Annotated in this window: 29 protein-coding genes and 1 pseudogene; 2 read left to right on the plus strand and 28 right to left on the minus strand. The window is 71.0% G+C overall.

Annotated elements, in window-relative coordinates; all coding sequences use genetic code 11:
- Positions 1 to 15 precede the first annotated feature (15 nt).
- The 3 genes from BJF83_RS12790 to BJF83_RS12800 form a co-directional block, all read right to left on the minus strand.
- Entirely contained in the window at positions 16 to 513 is a 498-nt protein-coding gene (locus BJF83_RS12790; protein WP_262391506.1) for a hypothetical protein, read from the minus strand.
- A gap of 10 nt (positions 514 to 523) precedes the next feature.
- The gene (locus tag BJF83_RS12795; RefSeq protein WP_083678517.1) at positions 524 to 1,105 is read right to left on the minus strand and encodes a bifunctional DNA primase/polymerase; all 582 of its coding nucleotides are present in this window, start codon (positions 1,103 to 1,105) and stop codon (positions 524 to 526) included.
- A gap of 227 nt (positions 1,106 to 1,332) precedes the next feature.
- Entirely contained in the window at positions 1,333 to 1,638 is a 306-nt protein-coding gene (locus BJF83_RS12800) for an HNH endonuclease (protein ID WP_075926470.1), read from the minus strand.
- Positions 1,639 to 1,859: 221 nt separating this feature from the next.
- Between BJF83_RS12800 and BJF83_RS27460 the strand changes: the two genes are divergently transcribed.
- Complete coding sequence (locus tag BJF83_RS27460) at positions 1,860 to 2,015, plus strand: hypothetical protein (RefSeq protein ID WP_158070361.1); 156 nt, start codon at positions 1,860 to 1,862, stop codon at positions 2,013 to 2,015.
- 66 nt (positions 2,016 to 2,081) lie between these two features.
- On the opposite strand, the gene BJF83_RS29050 is transcribed toward BJF83_RS27460, so the two are convergent.
- From BJF83_RS29050 to BJF83_RS12890, 19 genes and pseudogenes are all read right to left on the minus strand, one after another.
- On the minus strand, positions 2,082 to 2,300 hold the full coding sequence (locus BJF83_RS29050; RefSeq protein ID WP_262391507.1) for a hypothetical protein: 219 nt from the start codon (positions 2,298 to 2,300) through the stop codon (positions 2,082 to 2,084).
- Between the two features lie 273 nt (positions 2,301 to 2,573).
- Positions 2,574 to 2,993, minus strand: a complete 420-nt coding sequence (locus BJF83_RS29055) for a DNA cytosine methyltransferase (RefSeq protein WP_262391508.1) — start codon at positions 2,991 to 2,993, stop codon at positions 2,574 to 2,576.
- Positions 2,994 to 3,253: 260 nt separating this feature from the next.
- Positions 3,254 to 3,604: a hypothetical protein gene (locus BJF83_RS12810; RefSeq protein ID WP_158070362.1), complete on the minus strand. Its 351-nt coding sequence runs from the start codon at positions 3,602 to 3,604 to the stop codon at positions 3,254 to 3,256.
- A 155-nt stretch (positions 3,605 to 3,759) separates the two neighbouring features.
- Positions 3,760 to 4,188, minus strand: coding sequence for a hypothetical protein (locus BJF83_RS12815; RefSeq protein WP_075926472.1), 429 nt, complete (start codon positions 4,186 to 4,188; stop codon positions 3,760 to 3,762).
- Between the two features lie 201 nt (positions 4,189 to 4,389).
- A complete protein-coding gene (locus tag BJF83_RS12820; RefSeq protein WP_075926473.1) occupies positions 4,390 to 4,728 on the minus strand; it encodes a hypothetical protein in 339 nt (112 codons plus the stop codon).
- A gap of 93 nt (positions 4,729 to 4,821) precedes the next feature.
- A complete protein-coding gene (locus BJF83_RS12825) occupies positions 4,822 to 5,316 on the minus strand; it encodes a hypothetical protein (protein ID WP_143831871.1) in 495 nt (164 codons plus the stop codon).
- A 126-nt stretch (positions 5,317 to 5,442) separates the two neighbouring features.
- A complete protein-coding gene (locus BJF83_RS12830) occupies positions 5,443 to 5,670 on the minus strand; it encodes a hypothetical protein (protein ID WP_075926475.1) in 228 nt (75 codons plus the stop codon).
- A gap of 59 nt (positions 5,671 to 5,729) precedes the next feature.
- Positions 5,730 to 6,311 carry a hypothetical protein gene (locus BJF83_RS29060; protein WP_075926476.1) on the minus strand — a complete coding sequence of 194 codons (582 nt, stop codon included), beginning with the start codon at positions 6,309 to 6,311 and terminating at the stop codon, positions 5,730 to 5,732.
- A gap of 938 nt (positions 6,312 to 7,249) precedes the next feature.
- Positions 7,250 to 8,529: pseudogene (locus BJF83_RS29065) on the minus strand (AAA family ATPase); the annotation flags it as partial.
- Between the two features lie 61 nt (positions 8,530 to 8,590).
- Entirely contained in the window at positions 8,591 to 8,887 is a 297-nt protein-coding gene (locus BJF83_RS26765; RefSeq protein ID WP_143831872.1) for a hypothetical protein, read from the minus strand.
- A 58-nt stretch (positions 8,888 to 8,945) separates the two neighbouring features.
- Complete coding sequence (locus BJF83_RS12850) at positions 8,946 to 9,335, minus strand: hypothetical protein (RefSeq protein WP_075926478.1); 390 nt, start codon at positions 9,333 to 9,335, stop codon at positions 8,946 to 8,948.
- Positions 9,332 to 9,880 (minus strand): hypothetical protein, encoded by a 549-nt coding sequence (locus BJF83_RS12855; RefSeq protein ID WP_075926479.1) that lies wholly within the window; start codon positions 9,878 to 9,880, stop codon positions 9,332 to 9,334. Before BJF83_RS12855 ends, BJF83_RS12850 begins: the two co-directional genes overlap by 4 nt.
- Complete coding sequence (locus BJF83_RS12860) at positions 9,877 to 10,239, minus strand: hypothetical protein (protein WP_075926480.1); 363 nt, start codon at positions 10,237 to 10,239, stop codon at positions 9,877 to 9,879. The genes BJF83_RS12855 and BJF83_RS12860 overlap by 4 nt, the downstream gene beginning before the upstream one ends.
- Positions 10,236 to 10,460, minus strand: coding sequence for a helix-turn-helix transcriptional regulator (locus tag BJF83_RS12865; RefSeq protein WP_075926481.1), 225 nt, complete (start codon positions 10,458 to 10,460; stop codon positions 10,236 to 10,238). Before BJF83_RS12865 ends, BJF83_RS12860 begins: the two co-directional genes overlap by 4 nt.
- Positions 10,457 to 11,008 carry a hypothetical protein gene (locus BJF83_RS12870; RefSeq protein WP_075926482.1) on the minus strand — a complete coding sequence of 184 codons (552 nt, stop codon included), beginning with the start codon at positions 11,006 to 11,008 and terminating at the stop codon, positions 10,457 to 10,459. Before BJF83_RS12870 ends, BJF83_RS12865 begins: the two co-directional genes overlap by 4 nt.
- 25 nt (positions 11,009 to 11,033) lie before the next feature.
- Entirely contained in the window at positions 11,034 to 11,231 is a 198-nt protein-coding gene (locus BJF83_RS12875) for a hypothetical protein (protein WP_075926483.1), read from the minus strand.
- Between the two features lie 3 nt (positions 11,232 to 11,234).
- Entirely contained in the window at positions 11,235 to 11,540 is a 306-nt protein-coding gene (locus BJF83_RS12880; protein WP_075926484.1) for a hypothetical protein, read from the minus strand.
- Positions 11,537 to 12,271, minus strand: a complete 735-nt coding sequence (locus BJF83_RS12885) for an exonuclease domain-containing protein (RefSeq protein WP_075926485.1) — start codon at positions 12,269 to 12,271, stop codon at positions 11,537 to 11,539. The genes BJF83_RS12880 and BJF83_RS12885 overlap by 4 nt, the downstream gene beginning before the upstream one ends.
- Positions 12,268 to 12,738, minus strand: coding sequence for a hypothetical protein (locus tag BJF83_RS12890; RefSeq protein WP_143831873.1), 471 nt, complete (start codon positions 12,736 to 12,738; stop codon positions 12,268 to 12,270). Before BJF83_RS12890 ends, BJF83_RS12885 begins: the two co-directional genes overlap by 4 nt.
- Before the next feature lie 98 nt (positions 12,739 to 12,836).
- On the opposite strand from BJF83_RS12890, the gene BJF83_RS12895 reads away from it, so the two are divergent.
- The gene (locus BJF83_RS12895) at positions 12,837 to 13,370 is read left to right on the plus strand and encodes a hypothetical protein (protein WP_158070364.1); all 534 of its coding nucleotides are present in this window, start codon (positions 12,837 to 12,839) and stop codon (positions 13,368 to 13,370) included.
- On the opposite strand, the gene BJF83_RS12900 is transcribed toward BJF83_RS12895, so the two are convergent.
- The 6 genes from BJF83_RS12900 to BJF83_RS12925 all read right to left on the minus strand — a co-directional run bounded on the left by BJF83_RS12900 (position 13,367) and on the right by BJF83_RS12925 (position 16,627).
- On the minus strand, positions 13,367 to 14,602 hold the full coding sequence (locus tag BJF83_RS12900) for a hypothetical protein (RefSeq protein ID WP_075926488.1): 1,236 nt from the start codon (positions 14,600 to 14,602) through the stop codon (positions 13,367 to 13,369). The genes BJF83_RS12895 and BJF83_RS12900 overlap by 4 nt on opposite strands.
- Positions 14,602 to 15,189, minus strand: coding sequence for a hypothetical protein (locus BJF83_RS26770; RefSeq protein ID WP_075926489.1), 588 nt, complete (start codon positions 15,187 to 15,189; stop codon positions 14,602 to 14,604). The genes BJF83_RS12900 and BJF83_RS26770 overlap by 1 nt, the downstream gene beginning before the upstream one ends.
- A gap of 237 nt (positions 15,190 to 15,426) precedes the next feature.
- A complete protein-coding gene (locus tag BJF83_RS12910; protein WP_075926490.1) occupies positions 15,427 to 15,615 on the minus strand; it encodes a hypothetical protein in 189 nt (62 codons plus the stop codon).
- Positions 15,608 to 15,874 carry a hypothetical protein gene (locus BJF83_RS12915; RefSeq protein ID WP_075926491.1) on the minus strand — a complete coding sequence of 89 codons (267 nt, stop codon included), beginning with the start codon at positions 15,872 to 15,874 and terminating at the stop codon, positions 15,608 to 15,610. Before BJF83_RS12915 ends, BJF83_RS12910 begins: the two co-directional genes overlap by 8 nt.
- Positions 15,867 to 16,151 carry a hypothetical protein gene (locus tag BJF83_RS12920; RefSeq protein ID WP_075926492.1) on the minus strand — a complete coding sequence of 95 codons (285 nt, stop codon included), beginning with the start codon at positions 16,149 to 16,151 and terminating at the stop codon, positions 15,867 to 15,869. The genes BJF83_RS12915 and BJF83_RS12920 overlap by 8 nt, the downstream gene beginning before the upstream one ends.
- Complete coding sequence (locus BJF83_RS12925; protein WP_075926493.1) at positions 16,148 to 16,627, minus strand: hypothetical protein; 480 nt, start codon at positions 16,625 to 16,627, stop codon at positions 16,148 to 16,150. The genes BJF83_RS12920 and BJF83_RS12925 overlap by 4 nt, the downstream gene beginning before the upstream one ends.
- Between the last annotated feature and the right edge of the window lie 43 nt (positions 16,628 to 16,670).

Consider the following 16,670-nt stretch of genomic DNA (forward strand, 5'->3'; position numbering starts at 1 on the left):
AGGCGGTCAGCGGGGTTATCCCGAAAGCCTGTCCTTCCACCCATTGATCGCCACCACCGCCGCTTCCTCGTCCTCGTCGACAGCGGTGGTGCGGGTCAACTCGGCGCGTGCCCGGCGCCGGTCTCCCTCGGTGACCAGCAGCGCAGACATGGCCTTGAGGTAGGCGGCCAGCGACGCACCCTTGAGCGGGATCGTGTCGCGCACGACCTCGCCGTCGTCGGTGACACCGACGACCTGGGGGGACAGGTCACGCGAGATCGACTCGGCGATCAGGTACGCCGTCGCCCAGTCGGACGCCTCGTACCAGTGCCGTTGCCCGGACTCAGCGAGCGACTCGTACCACTGGCGGGCGATCGGGTGCCACGACTCATCCGCCGACGGGGCCGGCGGGGGTTCGGTGCTCGCCGCGGGTGCCGTGGTGACCTCTCCGCCACCGTCGTTGTCGGGCTTGTTGCGGCGGCGGCGCTGGTGGCTGCGCTTGGGGACGGGTCCGCGTTCTCCCACGAGGATCACCTCCTCGTGGTCACGTCAGCGAGTCGATCACCTCGGTCAGGTCGGCGAGTTGGAGCGGCGCCGACCGCCACCGCTCGCCGAGCGCGATGTACCGGCCCGTCCCGTACACCTCGACCGCCGAGCCGTCATCCCGGCGGATCCGGCGGCCGCGCGGCATCTCACCGCGGCCCCAGATGTGCAGCCCACTCCCGGACGCCGACCGCTCGACGAACGTCGACGGACACCGGTCGAGGATGCGCTGCGCCCAGTCGGACACGCGGTCACCCCACAGGCAGTGATCGAGGTCGATGCACACCACCCCGTCGCCCTGGCGGAGCACGTACCCGAGCCCCACGCCGTGCCGTGAAGCGACCGCGTCGGCGTAGGTGCCCCACGTGCCGGGAGCTGTCGACGACGCGCGGCGGCCCGACTTCACCATCAGCGGGACCTTGTCCTCGTCGCGTCGCACCCACCGGCGGCGCTCGCGCAGCTCGGCGGGGATGGCGTGGCGCGCGCGGTGCGCGGCGACCCGACACCGGCCAGAGCAGTACTTCGGGATGCGGCCGCCGCGGGCGTCCGCGACCAGTTCGTCGCACCCGTCCCGCTCGCACACCCGCCGCGCCGTCTTCACTATGCGTGCAGTCTACACGAGCGCGTGTAACGAAAGATAGTCCTCTACCTGCATATATGTGAGAACCGCCCAGCCAGGGGCGATTACAGAGCGGGGTATCCGCTGGTCTGTCCGAACGTGGAAACCCGTACATACCGGCAGCGGCTATGACAAGGCGGTCAGGAACCGCCACGGGGGGAGGGATCCCCCCGTGGGTCGGTCACTTTCAGTCACAGCAAGCCAGGATGCGGCGGCTTCGGGCGGTAGCGTGAAGGACGCTTCGCCCATCGCGCGCGCCCACCTTCACCGCTGCTCTTGCGTCGGTGGTGCGTTCGGCACAGGGACTGGAGGTTCTCGTCCCGGTGGTCGTCGCGGCCGTCGATGTGGTCGACGTCGGTCGCCGGGCGTCCGCAGATTCCATCGCCGACGCGCCAATGACAGCGGTGGTTGTCGCGGTTGAGGATGCGGGGGCGGATGGCCCGGTCCCAGTCTGGGGGGAGGGTTGCGCGGCGGGTGGAGTTCTGCCAGCCGGGCATGACGCGCACCTCTCGGGCGGGGTTGGCGGGGTGGCCGGATGCGGCCAGGTGTTCAGGGCGCGTTGGGGTGGGTCCTACCGTGGCAGGGACACCCCCTCCTCTGCGCTCTGGAGCGTGCCGTGTATCAGGACCCTCGGTATCCACAGCGGCCCCCGCAGCAGTACCCGTCGCCGATGCCCTACCAGCCTCCGGCACAGCCGTCTCCTCGGATGGTGAAGTCGGTGGAGAGGCGGCGTGGGTTGGGCGGGCTGGCCAACTCGACTCACCTGCTCCTGACGCTGTGCACGTGCGGCCTGTGGCTGTTCGTCTGGATCCCGTGGTGGCTGTTCCGCGTGATCGTCCCGCGCAGGAAGGTCACGAAGCACTACTACCGGTGAGGGTGTGCCCGCCCTCGACACCGGACCCCCCGACCTAGTGGAGGGCGGGCACGTGTGAGGGCCGGACTACGGGTCCGGCCAGTCCAGTAGGTCAGCGACCGCAGCGGCGGCTTGCTGGGGCACGACACCGTTGCCCAGGGCGTGCCGTTGGGCGGCGTGGGACAGGCCCGGTACGCCGGTCACCCAGGCGTCGGAAAGGCCCATCATCCACTCCATGAACCGCGCCGAGATGCGCGGCCCACGGGGTCCGATGTCGGCGGGGAACGGGGCCGGACGTCCGGTCACGTGCTCCCAGCGTCGGATGGCGGGCGCGAACCGTCCCCAAGCGGAGGTATCAAGCCGTCGCGGACCGCTTGGTCGATGATCTCGCGGACCTGGTGGCAGGGCTTGACCTGCAGGCCACGTGCGCGGCGTTCCGACTCGGGGGGTCCCCATCCCTCGTCTAACGCGCAGGGCGTCGCGAGCAACGATGAAGACGCGGGCACGTTGGTGGGGCGCGCCAACGTCGGAGGCGCGCAGAATCCGCCATCGTGCCAGAAACCGTGCGCTGGCCAGGCCTTAAACGACGCGTCGCATTGCTTCGCCGTCGCTGGCGCGGAGGAGGCCTCGGACGTTCTCGAACACGAGCAGTCGGGGTCGCTGCTGCATCTGCTGGATTCCGGAGAGGATGTCATCGAACAACCACCGTTCGTCGGCGACGCCTCGGCGTGGTCCTGCGAGTGAGACCGGCTGGCAGGGGAATCCGGCGGTGAGGATGTCCACCGGCGGTACCGCTTCCCAGCGGATCGTGTGCAGGTCACCGAGGTTGGGCGTGTCGGGCCAGTTGTGGGCGAGGATCTTCGATGGTCCGGGCGCGGGGTCTGCGACCCATGCGCGTCGGGCACCGAGGATCGTTTCGACGGCCAGGTCGAGGCCGCCGTAGCCGGTACACAGGCTTCCGAGGCGCGGTGGTGGTTGGGGTGGTGGTTGGTCAGGCACGGTGTGCCCCCTGGTGTCACTCGGCGCGGGGAGCGCGGGGAGTGCGAGGGGTCGGGGCCGCGTTCTCCCCCTGGTGTGAGGCGGCCCGGTGTGCGCGTGCAGGGTCAGTGCATGAGAAAACCCGGGGCCTGTTGGCTCCGGGCTGCGTGTGGGTACACGTGTTCTGTTGCGGCATCAGTGTGACACGGTGTCGACCTACTACGCAACGTAGGGGTGGAAACAGAGAGCCGCCCCCGGCTGGATGCCGGGGGCGGTGGGTGTTACTGGCGGAGTTGGTGTTCAGCCAGGATGAGCGATGCTGTCGCGTTCCTGGTGAGTACCTGGGTGGCGATCACTCGCCACTCTTCCACCTTGTTGGCGTCGTTCTCCTGGTCGGACTGCAGGAACATGAGCTGCTCCTCGATGAGGACGAGTTCGCTCACACTCTGCATGAGGTGGGCCCGTGCCTTGTCGGTGATGGCCGACCGGATCGGGTCCTGTCCCATCAGGATCAGAGTCCGCTTGAGCGTGTCCACCATGGTGGTGTACGTCTCGGGGTCTGTGACCTGGGGGAGTTCGATCGGGAGCGGGAGTGCGCGGAGGATGTCCGCGAGCCTCTCGATTGCTGCCATCCAAGAGCGGAAGATCTCCGCGATGGCGTGATCGTTGTTCACGATCTGCCTCTCTGTGGTGTTTTCAATCAACCTGTCGTTCGGGGGCGCCAACCCCCGGCGACATCTCTATTGAACCACATAAGTACTCTGCTATGCAACGCCAAGAGGGATTGCTACGGCTTCTTCCGCAGTCGGATCTTCCGCCCGTAGTAGAGGTCGTCCACCTGCTGACGAGTCCAGGTCCGCGTTCCGGCCGCGTCCGTCTCGTCATGGCCTTTCAGTGCTCCGCGTGATGCGTCGGAGCGGATCACGCTGTAGTCGATGCCCGTGTAGTCGGCGATCTCCTTCATCGTGAGCCGCCGGTCGGCGGGGATGCCGGACTCCTCGGGAGGGAGCCACACCCACTCGCGGACCAGGTCGTGCACGTCGCCGGCGTCGTAGACGGGCGTGAGGCCCCGGTAGCCGGTGTGCCCGACCACGCACACGCGCTCGCGCCATTCGGGGGTGAGTACCCAGGTGTTGGCGACGACGCCGCGGGAGCGGCGGTACTTCTCGGCGATCTCGGGAACGGTGATGCCGGGGCGGTCGGTTTCGTTTACCATCGGTGGTGCCTCTCTGAGGTGTTTTCGATCAGCGGACGGCGGGTTTGCCACTTTGGGTCCTTCGGGGCCAGGCCCGTCGTCCGTTTCGCTGTTTGGGTGGCGGTGAGAGTGAGGTGCCGCCCCGGCTGGTTGCCGGGGCGGCGTGCGACTAGTCGTTCAACTGCTCCTGTGCCAGGTACAGGAAGGTGGTCGCCGAGGCGATCATGTCGCGGAGCGCCGGAAGCCTCCAGGCTCCAGCTTCTCCGTCTCCTCTTCCGTGGTCAGCTGGGCCAGGAACTGCATCTGTTCGTCAGCGAACAGGTACAGGCCCAACCCTTGGCGGATCAGGTCAATCACTTCCTCCGACACCATGCTGGCCAGCGGCTCGTCCTCCAGCAGCGTGTAGCAGCGGGCGAACGCGTCGCGCAGGATCGGCATGGTCTCTGGGGTGACCTCCTGGGGGAGGGTTACCGGCCAGATCTGGCCGAGGATCATCCGGGCGACGGTGAGGGCGTGCAGGGTGCGGAAGTGAAGGTCCGCGAATTCACGGTCGAAGTCCACGACTCGTCTCACTCTCTGTGGTGTTTTCAATCAGCGTCCGGGTGGGGTGCCAACCCCTCCCCGGTGTCTCTATTAAACCACAGCACTGCTCTGTTAAGCAACACTTCTGGTGGGTGGTAGCCCAACACAGAGAAGCCGCCCCGGCTGGCTGCCGGGGCGGCTGGTGTGTGAGCTAGTCGTCCATGGCCTGTCCGCCCAGGTCCTCGCGGGCGAGGTGAAGGCTGATGTCCGCGTCTTGAGCAACAGCTCAACGGCCCGGAACTGCCACTCCTCCAACTTGTCGCCATCCCCGTCCACCACGACTTCGACCATGGTGGAGAGGTACTGGTTGATCACCAGCGCCTTGGCCAACCCCTGCTGGAGGATCTCGTTGGCCTGGTCGGGCACCAGGCTCACAAGGGGCTCTTCGTCCAAGAGGAGCAGGGTGCGGCTGACGGCGTCCCAGATCACCGGGAGGGATTCTGGGTCGCGAACCTCGGGGAGGGTCACGGCCGCGACGTCCGCGAGGACCTCGCGGGCCAGGGCCGCCACGTGGAGCAGGCGGAGGATCATGTTGGACAGGCGAACCCGTCGGTCGTCGTTGTTCACGACGTTCTCACTCTCTGTGGTGTTTTCAATCAACCTGTCGTTCGGGGGTGCCAACCCCCGGCGACATCTCTATTGAACCACATAAGTACTCTGTTTAGCAACACCTGTGGTGGGTGTTCGCCCAGCTCACTCCGCCAGACGCCACCCCGACAGAACCGGGTCCGCGGGGGTCCCCGCGAAGGTCACCTCCAGCTCTCGGCCGGGCAGGTCGGCCACGTCGTCGAGCCCGACCTCGGCCGCCAGCGCTGCGGCGTCCACCCGCACCGGGTTGGTGTAGTCCCGTTCCGGGATGGTCACCTCCGCCCACTCGCCGAACAGCAGCAGGCAGCGGGCGCGGATCACGGTCTCAGTCATCGGTTGTCTCCCGTCGTTGGGGGTTGCCTCTGGCGCTGGGCCGGAGGAGGTCTACAGGGTCAGGACGCGGTGCGGTGGCCAGGCGTGCCGAGCAACGCGCAGACGTCGGCCACCCGGTACACGGGCCGCGCGCACTGACCGGTGTTGACGGCGGTCAGCTTGCCCCGGGCGGCCCACTGGCGGACGCGGTCGCCGGTGACTCGCTCGCCCGTCAGTACCGAGGCTACGCGCGCGACGTCCACAGCGGGCAGGGTCGCGCCCGTGAGGCGGCTGAGGGCGTTCTCACGCCACGCCGCGACGTCCACCATCCCAGTGCACCCGTTGGCGCGGCACCGTGCTTGTGCGACGCCGTGGGGGCCGTACACGGGCGACTGACAGTCGGGGCACAGCCCGGCGAGCGTGGACGCGGCGCGGTCGCGTCCATGCACTTGGTCGCGAGCGGCCGACACGGCGGCGGTGATCTCGTCGACGGCCGCGCCGCCCTCGACGTGGTGGCGGATGTTCTCGACCCGGTTGGTGAGGTGGTCGGCGAGACCGGCCCCGTCGTCGGCGGGCGGAGTGCCGAGGAGGTCGCCGTCCAGGACCAGGCACCAGGTGCGGAGGGTGGACACCAGCGCGTCGCGGACGATCGACGCGGACACGTCGAAGGGGATCGGCGGCTCCGCGCCGGGAGCCGGACGCGGGCTGGCGGGGGCGGCGGGCCTGCCGGGTGATGTCGATGTCCAGTTCTCCGACCAGGTCGGACACGTCGGCCAGGGCGACGGCGAGCCGGTGCGCGCACGTCGAGCAGACCCAGGCGTCGGCGACCAGGACGTCGCAGTCGGGGACGGTGCAGATTCCGCCCATGGGCTCCCCCGTTCTGTCGTGGGTGGTCATGCGCTGGCCTTGGTGCCGGTGCGGCAGTCGTGGCACAGGTCGGACCCGCTGGCGGACCAGTGGGGTCGGCGGCAGGCGCGACAGGGCCGTTTCGGGGGTTCTCCGGTCGGGCTCTGTCCGGGGTCCCGGCGTGGTTGGTCCCGTTCGTCTCACTCGTCCCACCCCTAAAGGGGTGGTGGGACGTGAGACTTGAGACGTCGGGCCCGTGGGACTTAGTGGGACTAGGTGAGACTTTGTTTTCCGCGTCCGTGGTGGGCAGGACGTACCGGGCGCGTTTCTCAGTGCCCGCCTTGACGACAAGACCCCGTTTGACCAGCCTGTTCAGGGTCCGGTAGAAGCTGGACCGGGCGACGCCGGAGGCCTCCAGCAGAGCGCTCGCGCTGGCACCTGTGGTCTCAAAGGAGTCCCACATGGTGTCGAGGACCTGAGACTCAGCGGGGCTCAATTCGTCGTTGGTCTCACCCCCCGTGTGAGACTTAACGACCGCGCTATTTCCGCATGGCGAAAGCCGAAGGAGGATCGGTGAGAACGGCGGCGCGTCCTTCTGCTTCGGGTTGTCGAGCCGGATCAGGTGCCCATCCTTGGCGGCCCGGATGACGGAGGTCGCCGCGCCCTCCATGGCGGTGGACCCGCGCATGGTGTCCCCGGCGCGCGCCTCGTGGTGGACCAACAGGACGCACGCGGCCGACGCGCGCCGGATGGCATCGGCGGCCGCGACGAACCGACCCATGTCCTGTGAACTGTTCTCGTCGGCTCCCACGGTCACCCGGGCCTGGGTGTCGATGACGACCAGGACAGGGCGCAGCTCCGCGACGACCCGAGCGAACGCGTCGCGTCGGTGGGGCTCATGAACTGCACGGCCATCGGAAGGAAGATGACGTCCATGCGGTGTCCGTGCTCGGCCTCCCAGGCGCGCTTGCGTTCGGCCATGCCGCTCGTGCCCTCGGCCACCAGGTACAGGACGGGCCCGCGGGTGGTGTCCCTGTCCTGCCAGGCGATGCCGCTGGCGATGTGCGCGGCCCAGTCCAAGGCGACAAAGCTCTTGCCGTGGCCGGGCTTGCCGTGTAGCCACGACAGCGAGTCGAGGTACAGGACGCCGTCGATGAGGGGCGCGGGCGGGGGCAGGGCGTCCATGCCCTCGGAGTCCAGGAGGGCGGCGCGGATCTGCGCGGCACGGTCCTGGACAGGGTCGCCGGTGGGTTCGTCTCGGGGAGTCTCAGGGACGGGTGAGACGTCCTGAGACGTTTCCACCGGAGTCCCGGTGGCCAGGTCCAGGGGCACGAATTCGGAGACGTCGTGTCCGGCGGACAAGTGGTCGGCGGCGTCCTTGCCGGTGCGCGCCTGCACGACGCGCACGGTCGCGGCGGCACCCTCCAAGGACGCGGCGACTTGGCGGGCGTGATCCAAGCCGGGCCGGTTCCCCCTGGTGTTGGGCTGGTCGTTGTCAGCCACGATCACGACGTCGGCGCCGCGGAGCGCTCCGGCGTACTCGGCGCGCCACTTCCCGGCGCCGCCGGGGTTGCAGGTGGCCGCGTGCCCGCGCGCGGCGAGGGCGTCGGCGTCCTTCTCGCCCTCGACGACGTACACGGTGCGGCCGGCGGCGGCCGCGGCCAGGGTCTGGGGGAGCCGGTACAGGACACGGCGGGTGTCGCCGAGCCGCCACCGGTAGCCGCTCTTCTGGGTGGGATCGGGGACGCGGGTGGGGAACTCCTTGGTGATGGTGCGCAGCACCTGGTAGAGCAGGGTGCCCTGTTCGTCGTAGTAGTCGTAGACGGCCACGGCGTCGCCGCGCGGCGTCCATTCAGTGCGGTGGTGGCGGTCCTCGTCGCGGGGCGCGCACAGGGCGTCCCAGGGCACGCCGAGGGCGTCGGCGATGTCCTTGGGGTCGCACCCGGCGTGGCAGTGCAAGACCACGGGGTGGTCTCGGCCGCGCTCGACGGACATGCTGGCGCGGTGGTCGTCGTGGGCGGGGCAGCGAGCCATGTAGTAGTTGCCGCGCTGGGTGACGCCGTCGAGCCTGGGGAGGACGACGTCGGTCAGGACGTCAGTGGTCAACGGTGGTCCTCGATGATGGCGCGGTGGATGGCGGATCGGATGCCCTTGAGGGTGGGGGCGTGGGTGCCGATGACGTCGATGTGGTGGGCGGAGCGCAGTGCCCCGGCGACGAGGCGGGCGCGGGGCCGCTGATGTGGTGGGCGTCGCCGACATCGAGGAGGACGCAGCATCCGGCGGGTACGGGGGTGATGCCGCCGTGTTCGTGGGTGGGGTGGGGTGGTCGGGCGTGCCCGTGCTCGGTGGTGAGGCGGATGTGCACGGTCGCGGTGACGGTGGTGTGGGTCATCGAGGTCCCCCGGCTGTGTGGGGCCCGGGGCCGGGCGGGCGGCCCCGGGCAGGGTGAGTCAGAACAGGGCGGGATCAGCGGTCGGCGCGGTCCGGAGGTCATCGGGAAGCCCCTCGGTCGAGGCCTCCTCGCGGAAGGTGACCCGGACACCGCCGGGCAGGCACGCGGTGATGGTCAGGACCGCACGGTTGCCGTCGAGGACGGTGCTCAGCTCGGTGCCGAGGATGCGCGCCCAGGCGCGCAGGGCCTCGGGGATCTCGCTGCGCGCGACGATCAGGTCGGCATACAGGTGCGCCTCGCCGTCGGCGGTGTCGGCGGCCGGGTAGACCTCCCAGCGGGTGAGCGGGGTGTCCTCGGTCGCGTGCAGGTCGGCCAGGGCGCGGGTGATGGCGGCCATGGTCGGGGTCCAGGCGGTGGTGTGCACCTGGGCAGCCTCGACGGGGGTCACCGGGCATCACCGCTGTCAAGGGCGAGCTGCTCGTCGTCCTCGTCGCGGGGGTGGCCGAGGAGGGTGGCGAGCCCGGTGGCGATCCGCTCCATCTCGTTCCACATCTCGCTCGCGGAGAGCTGGTTGACGGTGGCGGCGCGGGCCTGCTTGTGCCACTGCTCGACCCCGGCGCGCAGACGTGCGGCGGCAGCGCTGGCGACGTCGCGCCCGGCGTGCTGGAGGGTGATCTTGGCGAGGCGGATGTCGCCGTCCTCGTCGAGGGTGCCGGTGGCGGTGCGGGTGAGCCACAGGGCCCGCTGTACCTCGCGGATGGTCTCGGCCTGGTCGGGGGTGGGGATCTCGGCGGACGACAACCGCAGCTTGAGCGACGCCTCCTTGTCCTCCCCGGCCATCGGTTCGACCCGCTCGACCGGGCGGAGGGTGCCGACGATGGGCACTTCGAGGGTTTGGCCGGCGCGGGCCTTGGCCATGAGGGTGTCCATGTGGGGGTCGAGAACGTCGCCGACCTGCGCGGTGAGCTTGGTGTCGATCTTCGGAGTCGTCATGCGGCCTGCTTCCGGTCTCGGGTGGCGGGGTGGTTGAACAGCCACGGGTAGGTCTCGCCGACGGCTCTGAGGTGGGAGTGCCAGCGGGTGACGGTGCGGGTGGACACCCTGAGCCGGGCTGCGGCCTCGGCGAGCGGTACGTGGTGGTCTTCGCGCAGCTCGATGTAGTCGTCGATCCGGCCCCGGATGTTCTCGTCGGCGAGCCGCATGAGCTGGTCGCGGGCGGGTCGGGCGGTGCGCGGCCAGCCGTTGAGCGTGCCGTGGCGGTGTTCGCGCCGCCAGCAGGAGGCGAGGAGTCCGCGGCCGTGGTGGCGGCCGACGCGTCCGCAACCGCACGCACAGGTGATGGTTCGGGTCATGGGGTGGGGGCCTCCTCCTGCGTGAGGGTCAGCTGGTAGCCGAGCACCGCCGCGTAGGCGGCGAGTCCGTCGAGGGCCGGGCTGTTGCGTCCGGTCTCCCAGGACCCGACGGTGCTGGCGTGGCAGCGGAGGCGTCGGGCCACGGCCTCCTGGGACAGACCGGCGGTTTCGCGGGCGGCGCGGAGCTGGGCGATGATCGGGTGGACGGGGCGGTGGCTCATCGGGCCGTCACCTCCCCGGCGGGCCAGGTGACGCCGGACATGGCGCGTTGCTGGGCGGGGGACAGGCACCAGTTGTCGAGCCAGGCGGCGCCCATGTCGGCGAGGGCCAGGGCGTCGGCCTCGTCGTAGCGCTGCCCGACCAGGAGGCCCAGGCCGGTGTGTCGGGCGTCCATGGCGGCGGCCACGTCGCCTTTGCCCGCACGGCCGTTGCCGGTGGCCCAGAGCTTGAGCGTGGACGGCGGAACGATCGCGACCGGCAACCCGTTGCGGTCGAGGGCGTCGCGGACCATCCACCGGAGCGCGGCCAGCTCGTCGTGTCCGGCCTGGCGGCCGTGGCCGTAGGCGGGTCCCTCGATGACGGCGAGGGCGTAGTGGTCGGCGGAGGCGTAGCCGCGGACGCGGCCGACGATGGTGCGCAACCGGTCGAGGCCCCGGGTGCGGGGTCGGATGCGTTCGGCCCAGCCGAGGGAGGAAGCGACGCCCGTCGAGGTGAGGGACAGGTCGAGGCCGAGGGCGGCCGGGTGGTGGGTAGGGGCCGCCCCGCCCATCGCGGGGGCGGCGTCGGGGTGGGCATCAGGACAGGGCTCCCAGGTCGGTCAGGCGGCGCTGGGTGGCGTCGACGGCGCGGGTGATCCGGACCCGCTCCGGCCATGCGGTGGTGCGCTGGAGGGCGCGGTCCAGCCGGGTGCGGCGGCGCTGGTAGGCGACGGCGAGGTCGTAGCGGGTTTCCAGCCACGCGGCGACCGGGTCTGCGGGTGCGGGGTGGTGCATCGGTCAGCCCTCCTGGTCGTCGTCGCGTGCCTTGTCGGGGGCCTCGATCTCGTCCGCCAGGGCGCGGAGCGCCCCGGCCACGTCGGTTCGGTCGGTGTCCGGGTCGTCGAGGTAGGCGGCGGCCACCTGCCGGGCCGGTCCGGTGCCGACCTGGAGGTGCACGCGCACCGGGACGGGCGGGGCGTCGGGGGTGTGCCGGTGGCGGGCTGCGGCGAGGTCGATGGCGAAGCGGGCCCGTCCGCTGGGGTGGCGGCTGAGGTCGTCGACCAGGCGGGACCAGGCGGCCAGGAAGTGGGAGAGCGGGTTCATCGGATCTGCTCCTGGATCTGTGCGGGCACCGGCACGAGCGGCCACTCGGGCGCGCACGTGGCGGACGGGTCGGTCTTGCGGAGGTGGCGCTGCAGGGACTTCGCCTGATCGGCCTTCCACTCCTGCTGGAGCGCGTGAAGCGCTGCGGGGTCCATCCGCCCGATGTGGTCGTGCCGGGTGGCGATCACGTAGGCCACCCGGGCAGCTGCGAGGGAGTCAGCCGCGCTGCCGTGGGCGTCCTCGGCGGACAGCTCGATCCCGTAGTGAGCGGCGACGTCGACGAGCTTTCGCGACCCGCGCCGGTACCGGTCGAGGCCCTTGTCGATCACGAAGGGGTCGACCACGGGCCGGAGGGACTCCAGGGCGGCGGCCTCGGTGGTGTGGCCGTGTCGGAGGCACTCCCGGTGGAGGAGGGACACGTCGTACTGGGCGTTGAACGCGACCGTGACGGCCCCGTCGCGCGACCACGACACGAGGTCCCCAGCGATCTCCCGAACCGCGCTGGCGGCCTGCTGGCCGCGTGCGCGCGCGTCGGCGGTCGAGATGCCGTGGATGGCAGACGCGGCCTCGGGGATCTCGACGCCCGGGTCGAGGAGCCACCCGGCGTGGGTCTTGCGGCCCTTGGCCGGGTCGATGATCCAGCGGGACCAGGTGACGATCCGGTCGGACTCGATGTCGACGCCGGTGCTCTCGGCGTCGACAGCACAGATGAGGCCGTTGTGCCAGCTCACTCGGCACCCCCGGCGGGGGCGGCGTCGTCGACGCGGGTGAGGGGGCCGTATCGGTCGTCGAGGGCGTCCAGAGTGCGCGGCTTGAAGTAGGGCGCGGGCCTGCCGTCGCGGCTCCGCACCATGGCGAACCGGCCGTCTGGGTGTTGCCCCCAGATGTCGCCGTCCTTGTCCTGGTACCAGGCGGGCGTCGAGGCGGGCGTGGCCTTCGTGTCGGCCGGGGACAGGCGTTCCTCGATGGCGGCCAGACGCTGCGTGACCGCCTTCGTGGTGTCGGATAGGTCCCGGTCCAGGCGTTCCACCCACCCGTGAAGCTCCGCGATGGTCGGCACTTCGTCGCCGGGCTCGACGAGGTCCTCGGCGGGCAGGGCGTCGCTGTGGGCGGCCTGCGCGAGAGTGCGCAGGCAGCGACGCAGTCCACCTCGGCCAGGTCGGTGCTGGCGGGCACGTCCCACGAGCTGAGCCCGCACGGGGTCACAGCCTCGGGAAGGTCGGCGTGGGTGGGGCCGAGGTCCTTGTCGGCGTCCTGGGCGTCGGCCCATCCCCATGTGAGACCTGCGGTGTGGGCGTGGTGGAGACCATCGTGGCCTTCGCCGCCGGTGTGCTCGCAGTACACGGCGATGTCGGGGTGGTCCGGGTCGGCGGTGAAGGACCGGCAGGGCTTGGCGCCCTCGACGTCCTGGTCGCCGTCGGGCAGCAGCGGCAAGCTGCGGACCGGTTCGGTCGGGTCCTCGTCCCAGTTGCCAGCTCGGAGCGCTGCCACGGCCCGCTCGCGCATGGACCGGGCGGCGTTCTGCGCGGCGCTGCGCACGCGCCACCGCATCCGCTCGGGAGACACCACCCCGTACCCGTCGAGCCCGGCGGCCTCTACGAGGGCGGCGAGCAGCTCGACGGCCGCGTCACCCCGGGGGGTCAGGACGCTCATCTCGTCCGGGCCAGTGTCGCCAGCGATGATGATGGTGACGAGGTCCTCCGCGACGAGCATCTCGTCGCCGTCGCGGTCGGTGTAGGTGTACGGAAGGTCGGTCACGTGTACCTCTCAGAAGGGGGTGGGGCCGGGGGCGCGGGGCGGGCGCGCCCCCGGCGGGAGGGGAGGGGCTAGAACGGAACGGCGTCGCCGGACTCGGCCGGGGCCTGCTCGCCGGGCTTGGCCACCTGCCCGGCCTTGATCGCCTTGAGGAACCCGGTCAGCAGAGCGGCCGTCGCGTCGTCCGGCAACTCCCCGCCGTGCCGGGCCGCGTATGCCTCGACGAGGTCCTGGGTCGACCAGTCGTCCGGCGTCGCGGACATGCACTGCATCCACAGCCCGTCGACCTGGGCGCCCTCATCCACCGGAACCGGGGCCGGGGCGGGGGTCTCGTCGGTGGGCATCTCGGCCTCCGGTCGCCGGTCAGCGTCGGGCCGGTACGACCCGCGCGCCGCCTGGGCCATGAGGTCGGCGTGCTCCTTCATGGCGTGCGACAGGTCCGCGGTCATCTGCCCGGCCTGGGCACACTCCCGGTACAGGGCGCGCACCTCGTCGGCGGTGGTGAGCTGCTGGAGGTCGGCCAGCCAGTCACGGGCCGGGGCGGCAGGCAGCTCGGCCGGAGTATCAGCGGCGCCCACAGCCGGAGCCTGCCCAGCCGGGGCAGCGACCTCCGCCGTGGGGATCTGCCCGGACATCACCTGCCCGGCCGTCGCCCCGCGCAGGCCCAGCGTGACCACCGGGAACTGCTTTGTCTTCCCCCCGCTGACGCGGGTGCGCGGCTCGATGCGCAACCGGACCGGCACCATCGCGGCCGTGCCGAGCTGCCCCTTGAGCAGGTCCACTGCGGCGGCGATCTCACTCGCGCTGTAGTACGAGTGGGTCTCGACTCGCCACGCACCCATGTCCGGCATGTCCGGGAGGATCACTCCGAGGCGGGTGGTCATCTGGCACGCGCCGTCGCGCGGCCCCGCGACCTTGTGCCAGTCCTGTCCCCAGTCCTGAACGCACAGGCACGAGGAGTCCGACAGAAGCTCCGTCTCGCCGTCGCACCGGCGGGCGCACCCGCTTCGTGACCACGCCTCGTAGTACTGCGCCAGCGGGTCACCGGGCGGGAGGATCGCGTCGATGGCGGGTGCGTCGGTGATGACGCGGTACTGCTCGGCCCCGGCGCCGAGGGGCTTCCACTTCTCGACGGTGCCGCCCCAGATACCGGCGGCGGCCTCGCAGTACTCCGCGGAGTGCGACGTGGCGATCCAGGTGGTCGAGCGGACTGGGCGCGGCCGGGTGCCGGAGGTGTCGGTGTAGCCGGTGCGGAGCCTGCCCAGCTCGCGGGCTTGGCGCTGGAGGGTGATGATGCGGGAGCCCATCAGGCGGCCTTCCTTCGGGTCGTCTTCTTCCAGGGGTTGACCGGCTTGTGCGGCTTGAGGTCGAGCCCGTGCAGGTAGTAGCTCGCGTCGACCAGCGACCGGAACGCCGCGTGTGCGGCCTCGTCGGCGGGCAGCGGCACAAACCCGTACCGGTCGGCGCGGAGGTTGAGGATCGCGGCGCCGACGAACTCCGGCACCGGGTGCTCGCTGTCGTCGGGGGCGAGTGCCACGGGCGCGTACCGGAGTCCGGCGAGTTGGAGGACGTGGTCGCGGTACACGGATGACGGCGGCTTTGTGAGGCTGGTCTTGAGGTCGACCAGCCACAGCCCGGCGGGCTGCCCGTGGAACGGCTGTCGGATGTGCACCCACAGGTCGGCAGTGCCCGCATACCGGGTCTCGCGGTCGATGACGGTTACCTCGACGGCCTCGACGTCGGTCTCGATGTCGATCCCGGCGTCGGCCAGGAACTGCCGGTACTGGTCGATGAACGGGGCGGCGTCCTCGTCGTGCTCGATCGGCTTGCCGAGGGCGTGCGCCTCGGCCTGCACGTGGACGCGGGTGCCGATCCCAGCGCGGGACTCCCACACGGTCTTGTGTTCGGTCTTCGCGGTCTTGAGGAACGCCTCCCGGTCCTCCGCCCGGCGCGACGCGCGGACGGCAGCGGGGAGGTTGTCGACGATGTACTCGGCGGTGACCTTCGCGGCGGCCGGGGCGAGGGCGGGTTTCGACAGCGTGTTGAGCGCGTTCGTGACGCTGATCAGGTACTCGCCCGTGCGCGGGTCTCGTAGTAGCGGCCGTGCTTCGTGTCACGCGAGTGGCGCGGGTCAGCCACGGTCGGCCTCCTTCCTGACTGGGGTGATGGCGGTGGGGGCGTGGGCCCAGCAGCGGCGCCCCCGCGTGTACAGGCGGGTCGGGGCGGCCCCGCAGTACCGGTCGTGGGCCCAGTGCCGGCACGGCTCGGGGAGGGCGACCTCCAACCAGGCGGCGGGCGGGACGGTGAGCGGGTCAGCCACGGGTCACCGCCGTCCGCCGGAGGTGCCGGAGCCCGGAAGCGGCCAGCCGCTCCATGGCGTGGTGGTAGGTGCCGGGACGGCCCTGGTACCGGTCCACCAGCGACGGCGGACGCGTGTGGCCGCTGTCGGGCAGCTCGACCAGGACCACGGAGGCGACGACCGGGAGCCCGGCCAGCGGGTCCTCGACACGACGCTCGTGCAGCGCACGGAGGGCGGCGGCGAGACGGGACCGGGCGTCACGGAGGGTTTGGTCAGCCACGGCGACCCTCCTCCCGGGCGGCGCGGCGCACAGCGGTGAGGATCTCCTCGGTGCCGCCGGTTGCCCGGCCGAGGGCGGCCTCGGACTGGTCGAGCTGCTCGGCCAGGTGGTCGACCTCGTCGGCCAGACGGCACGCCTGGTGCCGGTACCGGGCAGCGTGGCGGAGAGCGGCGGCGGCCCCACAGCTGCCGAGCGCGTACCCGAGCAGGGTCGCGACGGCCAGCCCGGCCACGACGACCGCGGCGAGCAGGTAGTCGACCAGGATGTCGGCGATCATCGGGCGCCCCCGGCGGCGTCGATCAGCGAGCGAGCACGGGCGACCATGGCGGGTACCGGCTCGCCTTCCGCCCGGTACAGGAGCGCCGACACCACCACCCGCACACCCTCACGGGTGGCGTGCGCCGACACCACCACGAACGCCTCGTCGCGCGCCGTCGTCTGCTGGACAGCGACGCCGAGGTGACGGGCCCACTCGCACACCGTCGCGACGCGGTCGGCCGGGGCGTCGTTGTTCGCGTAGGCGTTCAGCTCGCCTGCCTCGTCGGAGGACAGCGTCCAGTACATCCGCCGGTGTGGGAGAGCGGCGGTCAGCCGGGCCTGAAGCAGGGACGCACGGGTGTGCCACGGCAGGAATCCTGGACAGGTGGCGCGGATGCGTTCGGCGGCGCGGGCTACGGCCCGTTCGGTGCCGGTCAGGCCGACGAGGTTGGTGTGCCCCTCGCGGCGGCCAGTCGTGCAGGTAGAGTCGTGCATGAGAGGTTCTGTCCTTTCGGCATCGGCCCCCGCGTGTCCGCCA

Source organism: Nocardiopsis sp. CNR-923, assembly GCF_001942255.1.
GTDB lineage: Bacteria > Actinomycetota > Actinomycetes > Streptosporangiales > Streptosporangiaceae > Nocardiopsis.